This window comes from Pseudoalteromonas sp. SMS1 (assembly GCF_021530565.1).
Taxonomy (GTDB): Bacteria; Pseudomonadota; Gammaproteobacteria; order Enterobacterales; family Alteromonadaceae; genus Pseudoalteromonas.
This window is the reverse complement of the sequence record NZ_JAKGBI010000017.1, coordinates 40,687-54,733: the sequence shown is the minus strand read 5'-3', so window position 1 is coordinate 54,733 and position 14,047 is coordinate 40,687. Positions and strand designations below refer to the sequence as shown.

Here is a 14,047-nt window from a genome sequence, read left to right as displayed (position 1 = left end):
CACTCTTTACCTACTGGCAGACACAAAACCACGCCGCTCACAAGGATGTAAGACACTGTTTTAATTCACTTAAATGAGTTTTATGACTGAGTTTTGTACATCATTTATTATTTTGATGTGTTGGTAAATTTGCCCTTGATGCCAGCTAGACGTTGGGAAATGAAAAAAATAAAGCAGGAGGCCGCGATGGCCTCCAAAAAATTCAATGATAGGATAGGTAGCGCGACGTTACTCGCTCAGTAACTGCTCTTCAATTAGGAAGGTCAGGTTATCTAGATTCGGATCTTCAAAGAAGGTTGCCGGTTCAACTTCAACTGCGAACTGCTGCTTCACTTTTGCCAGCATTTGAATTGCTATCAGTGAGTCACCACCAAGCTCAAACAAGTTATCGAAAATACCGATTTCGTCAAAGCCCAAGAATTCACTCCAAATTGCAGCCAACTGCAACTCGAGTTCGCTTTCTGGTGCTTCAAACTCCGTATCTAGATCGGGTCGCTTATGGCCTTTTGGTGCTGGTGCTTTGGCCTGCATCAGGCGCTCGGTTAGCTCTGCCACTTTGTCCGCACGCGCTTGCCAAGGCAAGCTCGCAGCGTACAACTGCGGTGCTTGAGACTGACCAATCCCCGCAAGTAAAGTACATGCAGCGGCTTCATCAATACCAAACTCTTCACCCACACTGTGCCCCGCAGCCATACCAATGTTTGCCCATGCATCCCAGTTAACCGACTGTACCAAGAAAGGCTGTGGCTGCATGGCCACCGCATCTAAATAACTGTTTGCCGCACAGTAGTCACTTTGACCCAGAGCACCCAGTACCGAAGCCAATGACGAACATAGGATCATGCGCTCAAGTTGATGAGATTTAAATGCAGCCAAGAGATTATCAGTACCTTGGGTTTTCGCAGCCATACTGTGTGCCGCCTGCTCTGCGCTAACCTGCGCCAACATTCCCCCACCCGGCAGACCCGCCGCATGGATCACTTGGGTAATTCGTCCCAATGATTGTTCTGCGTGACTAATGGCCACATTTAAGCTCGCAATGTCTAACACATCTGCCTGCACCACCGCGATACGCGCACCTGCATCTTGCAACGCTTGCAATGCGGTTAATTGGCCCACCAACTTAGCATCACTGGCCTCGTCCGCAATCAGTGCAGCCCATTGCTCGCTTGCTGGCAGCGCGCTGCGGGTTTGTAGCACCAAGGCATGACCTTGGGCAGCCAAAAGCTTCGCAAGGACTAAACCAACGCCACCCAAACCACCCGTAATAAAGGTCACAGCGGATGACGATGCTGCGTTTTCCTGCGCCGCTATTGCTGGTAAAGCTTGCTGCGTCAGTACAAAACGTTGGCGACCACGATAGGCGATTTCTTGCACATCATTTGCCATGTCAGCTACTAACTGATTGGCAAATTGCAATTGGCTGCTGTCGCGATGGGTATGTGATACTTCACGCAACTGGCAGTGAATTGTCGTTTGCTCCATAGCGACAACACGCGTAATACCAAGGGCTGTGGCTTTGTCGGCAGAGACGGCCTCATCACCGAGGACACTAAACAACTCACTCGCCACCACAGTCCAATGAATTTGACCTTGTCCTAGCAGCCACTTCGACAGTGGTAGCAATAATTGATAGCCACAGGCGTGCTCACCCAATAGACGACAATCAACAATGCGCGTAAAGCCATCGACTTGCTCGTGAAGCATGCTTAATTGGCTCGCATCTTGGCAATCTAACCGATACTGGTTTTGTGCAAGGACAGAGAATACATCGCCTTGCCAAACTTGGATAACCGTCGCGCCTTTTGCCGTCAGCGCTGCGCTTAACTGTGTTGTTAGCGCTGCATCCGAAGCAAACAACACCACCCTTTGGCCCTGTAAATCAATAGATGACAAGACGGTGCTAGGCTGTTGTTGCCAAATAGGCTCAAGTAACTCAGGGCCAGTATCTTCACTAACACATGTGTTTGCAGCTTTAACCGTTTTGGCATCCACCCAAAACTCGGTCTTATCAAATTGATATGCCGGGAATGCCATTTCAGCCCCCTGCGCAACGTCGCTCACTTGTGACCACTCGATTTGCACACCCAGCTGCCAAAGCTTTGCTAAGGTCTTCACAAACGGGGGAATAGGCGCTTTGAGGTCACGTGCGTGCGCAATTGAATTAAGCACGGTCACGGTGTCAGATACAGATTGCTTGGCGAGTTTTTGCAGTGTATCACCAGGGCCTGCCTCGACCAACACATCACAACGCTGCGCAAGCGTGTTCACGCCATCGACGAAATTAACGGCTTGGCGGATATGATCCAGCCAATATTGCGTTGACGTTGCTTGCTCAGCAGTGATCCAAGTCCCCGAGAGATTAGAAACGAAAGGCGTGCTAGGCGTATTTAACTGAACTTGCGCAACAACCTCAGCAAATTCGTTGAGTACCGGTTCCGTTAAGTGGCTGTGGAATGCATGAGACACATGCAAGCGCGTCACGCTGATATCAGCGGCTTTCAATTCGCCTTGCAGGGCTTTAATTGCTTCTTTAGTGCCCGCAACGACCGTGTTGCTTGGACTGTTGCATGCCGCAATATCTAACTGTTCATTCAAATAGGGTGTCAGGCTTTGCGCGTCACTCATCACTGAAAGCATGGCGCCCGGAGCCATGTTTTGTAGCACCTCACCACGTGCCGTGACCAGCTTAACAGCCGTCTCTAAACTCATCACCCCACTCAAACAAGCCGCCACGTATTCACCAATACTGTGTCCCAACATTGCCTCGATGTGAACACCGTGACTCTCGTAACACTTAGCCATAGCATAGGCCACCACGAACAGGGCAGGTTGCGTCACTCGCGTTTGACCAAGCAACTGGTTAGCCGCCAATAGCTCATCGTCATTTGGGGTAAACACGCGACGCAATTCATCCTGTAACTCTGTGTTGAATAACGCCGTCACTGCCTCAAAATGCGCCTTAAATGCGGGTACGTGTTTTAACAGCGGTTGTGCCATCGTCACGTATTGCGACCCTTGGCCTGAGAACATCAAGCCAATCTTATGATTGCTTGCCTTGTCACCACTGATATCGCGGACAAGGAGTTGCTGTGCCTGCTCAGCACTGTCCACCACAACCGCATGGCGAATGGCTTGCGCCGTGCGGCTATGTTGCAATTGTGCAGCAATCAAAGGGAGCTGCTCTGGTGATTGCTGGACCTTAATTGACAGTGCCTGACGCTGTGCTTCCAACGCGGATTGACTATTGCCTGACAGCGGTAAAATGTGCCAAGGCGCAGCCTGATTGAACGCCACCTCAGGCGCGACGTACTCTTCTAAAATAACATGGGCATTTGTGCCACCCATACCTAATGAGCTGACCGCTGCGCGGCGCACCGAATCACTTTGCCAAGGCTTAAGTTCGGTATTCACGTAAAACGGACTGTTGGCAAAGTCGATTTTGCTGTTCAACGGGCTGGCGTTTAAACTGGGGGGTAACGTTTTATGGCGCAGGGCTTGAACGGCTTTGATAAGCCCAGTTACCCCTGCTGCCGAGTCCAAGTGGCCAATGTTGGCCTTAATTGAACCAAGGGCAATTTGCTGGTTGTCGGACTCTCCATATGCTCGGCTCAATGCCGCGATTTCAATAGGGTCGCCCAGCGTGGTGCCCGTGCCATGTGTTTCAATATAACCCACCGAGCGCGGGTCAATGTCAGCAAACTCAAGGGCTGCTTCAATCGCGCCCGCCTGACCTGTCACACTCGGCGCAGTATACCCGACTTTTTCTTTACCATCGTTGTTGATGGCAGAGCCTTTGATCACCGCAAGAATATGGTCACCCTCTTCAATGGCATCGTCAACGCGCTTGAGTACCACTGCTGCGCTGCCACTGCCAATCAAGATGCCATCGGCTTGCTCACCAAATGCGCTTAACTGACCTGAAGGGGACAAGCTCCCCCCCGCTGGTGCATGGTAGCCTTGTTCATTGTTCAGATTGAGCCAAACGCCACCGGCAAGCGCCGAGTCACACTCGTAGTTCTGCAAAGCTCGACACGCCATATGCACTGCCACGAGCGAGGTTGAACACGCCGTTTGCACCGTGACAGCAGGACCTGTTAAGTCTAGCTCGTAGCTGACACGTGTCGCCAATGAATCTTTATCGTTACCATTGGTAAGTGCCAGCAAACTGGTGATATCTTGCTGACTATCTGTCAGCAGATTTTGTAATAGATAAGCGGGGACGCCACATCCTGCAAACACCCCAGTAAAATTACTGCCATGGGTCTTAATACCGGCATGCTCAAGCGCATGCCAACAGGTTTGCAAAAAGACCCGTTGCTGTGGGTCAAGTTGCGCCGCTTCTTTTGGCGTGTAACCAAACAATGCTGCATCAAACTGCGCCATACCAGCAAAAGGTACACCACGTTTTACATAATCAGGGTGTGCCAAGTCATCTTCGCTTACACCCGCAGCGCGCAACTCTGCATCCGTTAAATCTTGCACGGCACACTTGCCGTCTCGTACATTTTGCCACAGCGCATCAACGTTGTCGGCATCTGGGAAACGGCCCGCCATGCCCACAATGGCAATATCTAATTCGCTATACTTGTTTTCTGACATTGTTATGATTCTCTTGCTTTTCTTTTACGCGCGGCAATCGCGCCCATGCCGCGTTTTTGTTTCGCGCCACTTGGTTTATTCGGTGTAACAGGCGCTGTATTTGACTGTGCACTGCCAAGTAGGGTCGCCAAACTGGCTATACTTGGGTGCGCAAACAGTTCTGTCATTTGTAAATTGGGGTATTGCACTTTTAGCTCTTCATAAACAGCCATCAGCAATAGGGAGTGACCACCCACATCAAAGAAATTGGCATGTCGGTCAATCTCTTGTGTCTTTAAGTGTTTTTGCCAAATTTCAGCAATAGCACGCTCCGTGTCATTTTCTGCCAATGAGACAGGTTGGGCGACACGCGCCACTTTTGGCAGCTGCTGACGCTCTAATTTGCCACTGGCATTGATCGGCAGTTTTTCCATTACGACGATGTCACTTGGCACCATATAAGTAGGCATACGCTCACCCAGTGCGCGTTTTAACCTGTCAGCAAATGTTGGATCACTGAACTTGGTGCTTTGTATGTAAGCAATTAAACCGAGGCCATGACTCTGCTGCTCGGTGACGACCACCGCTGTGTCAACATCAGATAGCTGACTTAGCTGCTGTTCAATTTCACCAAGTTCGACTCTAAAGCCACGTACTTTCACTTGGTGATCGTTACGACCGTGATACATCAACTCGCCACCTTGCCAGCTAACTAAATCGCCCGTGGCATACATACGTGCGCCTGTGTCGCTAAACGGATCGGCGATAAAGCGGGTCGCGGTCATATCAGGCTGTGCCCAATAGCCACGGGCCAAAATATCACCGCCGACATAGAGTTGGCCCACATGACCTTGAGGGACTATCTCAAGGTTGTCATCTAAAATATAAAGTCGGCGACCTGCCAATGCGTGCCCAAGCGGCACGGACTGTTGCCCGTCATCCTTGATGTTTAAGTCCTGACATGGATGGATAGCGGCTTCTACAACAATTTCGGTGGGTCCGTAGGTGTTGAGCAATCTCACCTGAGCAAGCCCTGTATTTTGCCAATCTTGGATCCCAGCTACAGACATGGCTTCACCGCCCGAATGCACCTGCCTTAATTTAGGTAGATTGAGCGGTGCTTGCAGGGCTTTTCGTGCCCAACTCGCACTGATACTGCGCCAATAAGCGGCGCTTAAATCCATCACGGCCACATGGTGTTTTTGTGCCTGCGCGTAGAGTGTCTCAGCATCCCACAATGCATCACCACGTAGCAGCACGGCCGCCCCTACCGCCCAAGTTGGGAACAACTGCTCAACAAATGCATCAAAGTTGGCGGTGGCAAATTGCAATACGACATCGTCTGCTTGCAAGTTGATAAAGCGTTTAGCCGATTCAATGTAACGCGATAATGCCCCCAATTCGATGGCCACGCCTTTTGCTTTGCCAGTCGAGCCAGAAGTGTAATTTAAGTACGCCGTTTGATTATCATAATAACGTACCTCTGGCGATACAGTATTGAGGTGCTGCTCACTCAACAGCGTTTGTGGAGACAAGAGTACACCGGTAAAGGTCATAGGTAATGTCGCTTCATCACTTAAGATTGCACCACATCCGCTGTCTTGCAACATATGGTGTAATTTGTCCACAGGGAATAGTTTATCTAGAGGCAAATAAGCCGCGCCTGCTTTTAAACACGCCAAGGTGCTTGCTAACATCAGCGGTTTTCTACTTTGCATCACGCCGATAACAGATTCGGTGCCAAACCCGTTAGCAATCAATCCATGGGCCAAACGGTTTGCAGTCTGCTCTAACCATTCAAAACTATAGTGTTGATCGTTGTAAATAACTGCCGTACGCGCTGGTGTTTGCTGTGCAATCTCGCTGATTGCTTGCAACCAAGGTGTCGCGGGCAAATCTATGCCTTCACCACATCCTTGCTCAGCAGATTCAGCCTGTTGAGTGTGTAGCGCCAAATTACCAATGGCCTGTTTTGGTGTCTTAACAATGTCATTTAACAGGGTATTAAAAGCACTCGCCACACGCGCAATATAGTCGGCGTCGTACAGAGCTGCGTTGTATTGGAACTCTAGCAATAAGGCACCATCGTTTAATAACCGAGAGTCGATACTTAAATCAAATTGCGCTTGCTGTTGTAGCGCTGCCACCTGCTCAACCTCAACTCCCGGCAATTCGAGCGCCTGCTGAACGTCTTGCTCTAGATGATTAAACATCACTTGGAATAACGGGTTTTGTCCAAGACTACGGTCTGGGTTCATCACCTCAACGAGTTTTTCGAACGGTAAATCCTGATTTAGTTGCGCCTCAATGGCGCGAGTTTTAGTAGACGACAACACCTCAACAAAACTTTGCTCCGCTGACAGCGTATTACGCTGAACCAGCGTGTTGATAAAAAAGCCCATCAGTGAGTGCAACTCAGAAAAACGGCGGCTCGCCACCGGCACACCAATGCGCGGGGTGCGCTTACCAGAGAAACGATAGAAGAAAACTTGTAGGCTACTAAGCAAGAGCATAAATAAGCTTGCGCCATGCTGATGTGCTAAGGCCTGCAACTGCTCAACCTGTTGATAAGACAGCTTTAACATCTGGTTTTGCATAGGGGCTGGCATATCAGGTTGCCTTGGATGCTGAGGCGCTAGTAGCTCTTCATCATCGTTAGCCTGCAATTGCTGCTGCCAATAAGTTAATTGTTCTTCGGCCGCTGAGCTGGATAACCATTGCTGCTGCCAAGCTGCAAAGTCACCATAATTAACGCGCTGCCCATCATTTGATAGAGGATTACCATCAACTAATAACGCGTAATAACGACTAATATCCGCCAAGACCAGATCAAAACTCCACGCATCACTGGCGATGTGATGCATCACTAAAATCAGTTGCGTACGACCGCCTGACAACTTAATCAGTGCGGCTCTAAAGTTATCTCCGCGTTCTAATGCAAAGGGTTGCTGGTAGAAAGTTTCAACCCATGTTGCAGCAGCCTCAGGGTCTGAACTTTCACTAAAATCGGCCTGTTGCCAATTGAGTGTTTGTGCGCCTAATTGTTGTTGCCACTGGCCAGATGCATCTTTGCCATAGGCGTGACGTAATATGTCCTGCTGCGCAAGAATATGTGCCACGGCACGATGCAGATACACGTCATTGATTTCACCTTTAAGCGTCAAGCTAGCACCGATGTGATACGCGCTGCTCAAAGGTTCTAACTGCCATAAAAATAGCTGCCTTTGTTGCTGAGCACTCAGAGGGTATGCGGCTTGTGCTAGCGCTGGAATAGACGCCTGCTCTTGTTTCGTTGCAATACTTTCGCGTACTAACTGACAAAAATCGCCAAATTTATGGGCGGCAAATACCGCCGTTGGCTCAATCTGACAATTAAAAGCAGCTTGTACCTTTGCCAACAATAAAGCAGCTTTGATCGAGCTACCGCCCAAGGCAAAGAAGTCGGCATCATTGCTATTTACTGGGTAGTGTAAAACGCCTTGCCACAATGCCGCTAAACGTTGTGCCACTTCATCCCATGTGTGCTGATCATCACCACCATGGCTCACAGACAGTTGTTGCAAATCAGTCAGGTTAAATACGCCATACGTTGCCAACTTCTCGGCTTGTAGTAACTTCAAACATGCGCTGCGCTGCAATTTACCACTGGAGGTTTTAGGTAGGCCGCCTTGGTCCAGTAACACCACTAGCTCTGGACAATTGCCAAATTGCGTAATAATAAAGTCTCTGACAATCAGTGCAGTTTGTTCCGCAGGCACTTCATTACGATATACATTGGCAGTCTCAATCGCCACACCAATGCCCTCACCGCTTTGCTCACTCGGAACAGGGAAAGCCGACACGCGGCCCTGACGCACAAAACTCAGAGCCCCTTCAATGGCACGCTCAATGTCTTGTGGATAGACGTTATGGCCATTCATGATAATCAAGTCTTTTTGACGACCTGATATAAACAATTGACCGCCATGAACATAGCCCACATCACCGGTCCTTAACCAGCGTTTACCCTCGTGCTCTACAAAGGTGTCTTGGGTTGCTTGCTCATTACGCCAATAGCCTACCGCAATGCTTGGGCCACTTGCCCAAATCTCACCAATATGACCCTGTGCAACTTCATCAAAACTGGTTGGACAGGTAATACGCACTTGGTGTTCACTGGCAACAACGCCGCAACCTACTTGGTGGGTATATTCCTCACTATCGCGTAAGTCTTTAGCGCGCTGCAATACCGCTTTACCTGCTGCCAATTCACGCGTATCAAACGCCTCAATCACCGCGCCTTGCGATGGTATGCTACCAGTGACAAACAAAGTCCCTTCAGCGAGGCCATAGCATGGGTAGAGCGCAGTTGGCTTAAAGCCTTGCGGCGCATATTTATGTGCAAAACTCAGCAAGGTATCGTGGCGAATAGGTTCTGCACCAGAGAAAAACACCCGTAAACTACTCAAATCCAAATCGGCGACTTGCTTGTCTTTCACGCGCTCAATACACAAACGATACGCAAAGTCAGGGCCGCCACTCATCGTGGCCTTGTAGTCAGATATCAGTTGCAACCAGCGCGCTGGGCGCTCCATAAAGTACCTAGGCGAGCACAGTACGAGTTTATAACCTGTATAAATCGGCTGCAGTAGTCCCCCAATCAACCCCATATCATGGAACAGAGGCAGCCAGCTCACGAGCACATCATCTTGGGTAATATTCATTCCCTCAGCAATGGCTTTTTCATTACCAAGCAAATTGCCATGACTGACCATGACGCCTTTCGGCTTCGCCGTTGACCCCGACGTATACTGTAAAAACGCAATTTCTTCAGACTTAGCGGGGTGGCGTTCGATGGTTTCATGCTGCTCACAGAACTCATCAATCACCAGCATTTTGCTGCCATTAACTTGCTCAACCAGCGTTTCCACGGTCGACGTAAACCGTGCTGTGGTGAGCACCACAGCAGCTTCAGAATCTTCTGCAATGCCCACTGTTCGAGCAATATGCTGCGCCTTAGTCGACTCAGGTGGAAAGCTGGGAATGGCCGTTACACCAAGATATTGACACGCTAGAAAGCTCGTCACATATTCAATCCCCGTGTCCATTAAGATCAGCGCTCTATCACCGGCCACCACGTGATTTTTCAAATGGCTGGCAACCATCAAGCTCTGAGTATATAGCTCTCCAAAGCTCCATGGTGTCTGTGCTTTTTTATCCACACAGATTAGCGCAATGTTGTCCGGCTGCTGCGCAGCGTGTTGCGCTAAGTGATCCATGATGGTGATGGCGGTCATGATTTACTCCATGAAAGTTATCTAGCAAATGCGCATGCTGCATTTAATTTTGGCTATGTTTTGTCTGATTACGCCAAGCTGATGCGCTTGATTAAATGGGTGCTGCCCACGATTCGGATTTATGAAGTGAGGCGTTGAAAAAGAGCGCCCTGCCTGCAAGGCGCTCAACTGTCCCGTACACGTTTTATTGAGCCATTGCGTTTCTGAGGCTCAAAGGACGCATATCTGTCCAATGTGTTTTGATATGCTCAAGACACGTAGCTTTGTCACCACTCACACCGGTGTCTTGCCAACCGCCGGGTACTGATTTGTAACTAGGCCACAAAGAGTACTGTTCTTCGTGATTCATGATCACTTTAAAAGTGCCGTTTTCGTTATCGAAACTCATCACATTTTTCCAAAATTTAGACTGTCGCCACTGTGACGCGCGACAGTCTAAGATTTTTAGTCTTTTTTCACAGTAAGTGTTATTTCACTAATTTTGCCCTGTTTAATTTGCGCATCGGTATAAGGTAAATCAATCAGTCCTTTACCAGCTGCGTAGTGTTCACTGGCATCGGTAAAGTGCGGCGAGTTAGGGTTATTACTTTGTGAATACGTCAACAAGCCGCGTGCCTGTGGCCCGTGCTCGTTGAAGCCAACCACCATCATCCAGCTTGAACCATAGTTCACTGGGTAACCATTGGTGCTCAAACCTGTTCTTGTCGGCCAAGTGGGATCTAAGACTTCACGAATCGGCGCAGCCAAAGTAGGTGCGAACGATGTAAGGTCCATGGCATTGGTCGTGGAAAAGACATTAAAGCCGCCACTGTGGTGATCAGCGCCTGGCCATGAGATGCGGCGGTCACCTTTTTGTAAGTACTGCAACTCACCGAGTGTCGCATCAATGGCAAAACCTGCATTCTCAAGTTGCTTGCTCGCAGCGAGTAATTTAATCAGGGTCGACTTTTCAGCTTTAACAATGCTCGGCGTCACCGCTGGGAATGCCGCGTTAAACTGCACAACAAGATCATCATCCGTTAGCAAGTTGAAGAATTCTTTTGCAAGGGGGGCCGATTTAGAATTGGCATTGAACTTACCATCCCATTTTGCAAATGCCTGACAAGCTGGGTTAACTGGCATGCTCAGCGTGTCAGTTACTGCCAACGTTTGACCTGCATACAATGCACAAGTTGCCATCACAGTGGGTTTGTATAGTTCAAATGATGCGCTAGTACCAGTCACGATACTTTCCAGCTCATGGCGGTCAAACTTGCCGTCTGCGCCACGGGCAAAACGCATAAGGTTGATATTGTAGCGCGTTCGGCGCGTTTGTTTGTAATCAACGTGACCATAAAGAGGTGAGTATCCACTCAGCTTATTTTGTAAGTTCGTCAGCCAATATGAGTTATTAGCATTTTGCACATAATCTTGACGACGCAGTTTAGGGGCACGCTCATACGGCACTTCTTGTTGAAATACCAACGCGCTGCTAGTACCTGGTAACACAGCCAGTTTGGTTTTTTTGTAAACCTCAGAGATCACCGGGTGGTTGCGCAGTAGCGCCTCACCAACCGGGGTCACGTCCGGCACATTTGAATCGTCAATAAAGAACACTTCACCAAGCTTGTCAGCCACTAGGGTGTTATTAAACGCAAGTCCATCGTGGTTTTTGAAGGTCTCGATAAAATTATCTAGGTTTGTTGCACGGTTCATTGCCAACCAATGATCGATACCGCCTAAGTTATCAATATTGGTGTCACGGACCACGTAGGCATTCTTGCTATCCCATGGAAAGTTTTTCTGGTCTTCGATGACGTAACCGATTGGGGTCGTAAAGTAGTCTTTTTTCATGGTCAGTACGCCCATCGGGGTGAGTACTTCTACATTGACCTGTTGTTTCTCGATATCTACCCACTGACCATCAAACTTATATTGCAGCGGATTTTGCGGATTCAACTCCAACTGATAAACCACTTCGTGCCTTGAAGCGGAATAAGTATGTGTCCAAGCTAACTCCTCGTTGAAGCCAATGTTTACAATACCAGGTATGCCAATGACCGACGCCCCCATCGTGCTAAAGTCTCCTTCAACACTGGCATGGTTGGCCCAAAAACGTAAGCTGCCATTGAATGGAAAGTGCGGGTTTGCAAGCAATAAACCGCGACCATTGCTGGTCACTTCATGACCTAAAGCCCACCCATTTGAGCCTTGTGTTAACTGCTTGGGTTTGTAATCCGTATTGCTGGCCATTAGCCATGGTTTTTCAGATTGTTGCGCTTGCTTGGCAATGGTCGGTAACCACTCGTTACCGGTCCCAGGGTTGGCCTGTAGGATTTGGACGAGTAAACGCCCAATGCTGTTTTGTGTCGCAGACGCCAGCACCGATGCAACCACATCAACACCATCGATTGGTTGGACCCATGCTTTGCCACTACAAGCAGGTGCCAATTCAGCCTCACCAGCTTGTGCATCTAGCAAATACTGGTTATACCCCGCTGCAAAGCCGTCAGCCAATGCACGGGTGTCCGCAGATAAATTAGCGTATTCTCGAGCAACACGACCATGCAAGTCGATGATTTTATAACCTAAGTCTAAGCTGACAAAAAAGTTATCCTGACCATGTTTGTGCGGCCCTAAGTACTTAGCACGCTCACCTCTGACACGGACATATCCATCCGCTAGGATACACGCATGATCTTGTGCTTGCGCGTAGGCATTCCCATACCCTAATCCATACAAAGATTTTGCCTGAATATGCGGAATTCCATGCTCGGTACGTGTGATTTTCACATCTTCACTGAGCCGCTGAGTCGAGACACTCGCTTGCGCGATAAAATGGCAACCCGAAATGGCAAACGCTGCCAATACAGGTACAACCGTAGATTTTAACTTCATAGCTTTCCTTAATTTTTACACTGTTAAAAATTCAAACCCGTGCAGACATGACGGATATAAACAGGAAAAAAAAACTGAAAGTAAAATCCCCCAACTGTTGTTAAAAACAGAACAAAGGTAAGTAAAACGAAATCTAGTTTAATTACACGTTAATGACACTTTAATTAGCAAAGATGCACAAATTACTTGACTGATAATGCAAGATCAAAATAACATAATAGTGATAATTATTCTCATTATCTATTACGGATCAACTTTCAGGACAAATAGGAGTAAAGACAGTGCAGCAGCTCTGTGTTAAGTGGTCAAAAGTTATTGCTGAAAATGAAGCTAAATTATTGGCTTATTTGAACAATATTTTACGTTGCCCTTATCTAGCCGAGGACGCATTACAGGACACATTCATTCGTTTATCAGGGATGTCAAAATGTCAGGATTGCCAAGTTAAGAATACCAAGAGCTACTGTTATCAAGTCGCAAGGAATATCGCCATTGATATGATCCGTAAGCAAAACAGAGAATCTTTAGTTGATTTAGAGTCAATTCAAACGGAACACTTTGATGATGAAAGCTCAAATGTCGAAGAAAAGTACATTGATGCACAACTCTCTGACAAAGTGAATAGTACGATTAGCAAGCTCTCTCAGCGTCATCAAAATGTGGTAAGCTTCTATCGTGATGGGCGCTTAAAGCAAAAAGAAATCGCCAAGATGTACCACATTTCACCAACGCTAGTGAACTTCATGATTAAAGAAGCCATTCAATCTTGTCAAAACGAATTGCAAGCCGGTGCCGTTGCGCACTAGCGACGGCTTAGTCAGCGAGACCCAGCGCGTCTTTGGCGCGCAACTTAGCTGAAATAAAGTCACTGTGAGCCACGTACATCAACCCCGCAATTTTACGCACCGTGTAGTCTTCTTGCGGGTCTAATTTATTATCGGAAAATGCCACCATCCACATCAGCTCAATCACTTCAATGCGTGCTAATTCGTCAGTATGTTCATTGACCACTTTGATAAAGCGATGCAGGTCAATGGCGGTATCTACCAACTGCAGCGCTTCAGTACGGATCAGCTCACTGCTTTGCACACTCAAGTCACATTGGCGCTGCAACAATTGAGCGACCATATCAAGCTCTTGAGGCATTATTTCATTGTCAGCACGCATGACTTCAACCATCAGTGCCGCTAATGCGGTAGCAAAGTTCATTGGGGCGGGTGCTTCTTGAGTACTAGACAAACTGGCTAAAAACTCTTTGACTCGTTCTAACAATTGTCGCTCCTTTTGATACACTTAAAGTAACATTAAAATCA

6 protein-coding genes are annotated in these 14,047 nt (G+C 48.2%); 1 reads left to right on the top strand and 5 read right to left on the bottom strand.

What is annotated here, in order from left to right:
* Window positions 1-228 precede the first annotated feature (228 nt).
* The 4 genes from L1286_RS17475 to L1286_RS17460 form a co-directional block, all read right to left on the bottom strand.
* Window positions 229-4,602 (bottom strand): type I polyketide synthase, encoded by a 4,374-nt coding sequence (locus L1286_RS17475; protein WP_235408325.1) that lies wholly within the window; start codon window positions 4,600-4,602, stop codon window positions 229-231.
* Between the two features lie 2 nt (window positions 4,603-4,604).
* Entirely contained in the window at window positions 4,605-9,857 is a 5,253-nt protein-coding gene (locus L1286_RS17470) for a non-ribosomal peptide synthetase (protein WP_235408324.1), read from the bottom strand.
* A 184-nt stretch (window positions 9,858-10,041) separates the two neighbouring features.
* The gene (locus L1286_RS17465; RefSeq protein ID WP_063372442.1) at window positions 10,042-10,245 is read right to left on the bottom strand and encodes an MbtH family protein; all 204 of its coding nucleotides are present in this window, start codon (window positions 10,243-10,245) and stop codon (window positions 10,042-10,044) included.
* A gap of 56 nt (window positions 10,246-10,301) precedes the next feature.
* The gene (locus L1286_RS17460) at window positions 10,302-12,734 is read right to left on the bottom strand and encodes a penicillin acylase family protein (protein WP_235408323.1); all 2,433 of its coding nucleotides are present in this window, start codon (window positions 12,732-12,734) and stop codon (window positions 10,302-10,304) included.
* Between the two features lie 281 nt (window positions 12,735-13,015).
* Between L1286_RS17460 and L1286_RS17455 the strand changes: the two genes are divergently transcribed.
* Complete coding sequence (locus L1286_RS17455; protein ID WP_235408322.1) at window positions 13,016-13,540, top strand: sigma-70 family RNA polymerase sigma factor; 525 nt, start codon at window positions 13,016-13,018, stop codon at window positions 13,538-13,540.
* Between the two features lie 7 nt (window positions 13,541-13,547).
* Here the strand turns inward: L1286_RS17455 and L1286_RS17450 are convergent, their stop codons facing one another.
* A complete protein-coding gene (locus tag L1286_RS17450) occupies window positions 13,548-14,006 on the bottom strand; it encodes a tellurite resistance TerB family protein (RefSeq protein WP_235408321.1) in 459 nt (152 codons plus the stop codon).
* Window positions 14,007-14,047: the final 41 nt, after the last annotated feature.

Excerpts from the sequence above, each read along its gene's own strand:
- L1286_RS17475 (WP_235408325.1), bottom strand. The coding sequence starts at position 4,602 with ATGTCAGAAAACAAGTATAGCGAATTAGATATTGCCATTGTGGGCATG.
- L1286_RS17460 (WP_235408323.1), bottom strand. The coding sequence starts at position 12,734 with ATGAAGTTAAAATCTACGGTTGTACCTGTATTGGCAGCGTTTGCCATT.
- L1286_RS17465 (WP_063372442.1), bottom strand. The coding sequence starts at position 10,245 with ATGAGTTTCGATAACGAAAACGGCACTTTTAAAGTGATCATGAATCAC.
- L1286_RS17470 (WP_235408324.1), bottom strand. The coding sequence starts at position 9,857 with ATGACCGCCATCACCATCATGGATCACTTAGCGCAACACGCTGCGCAG.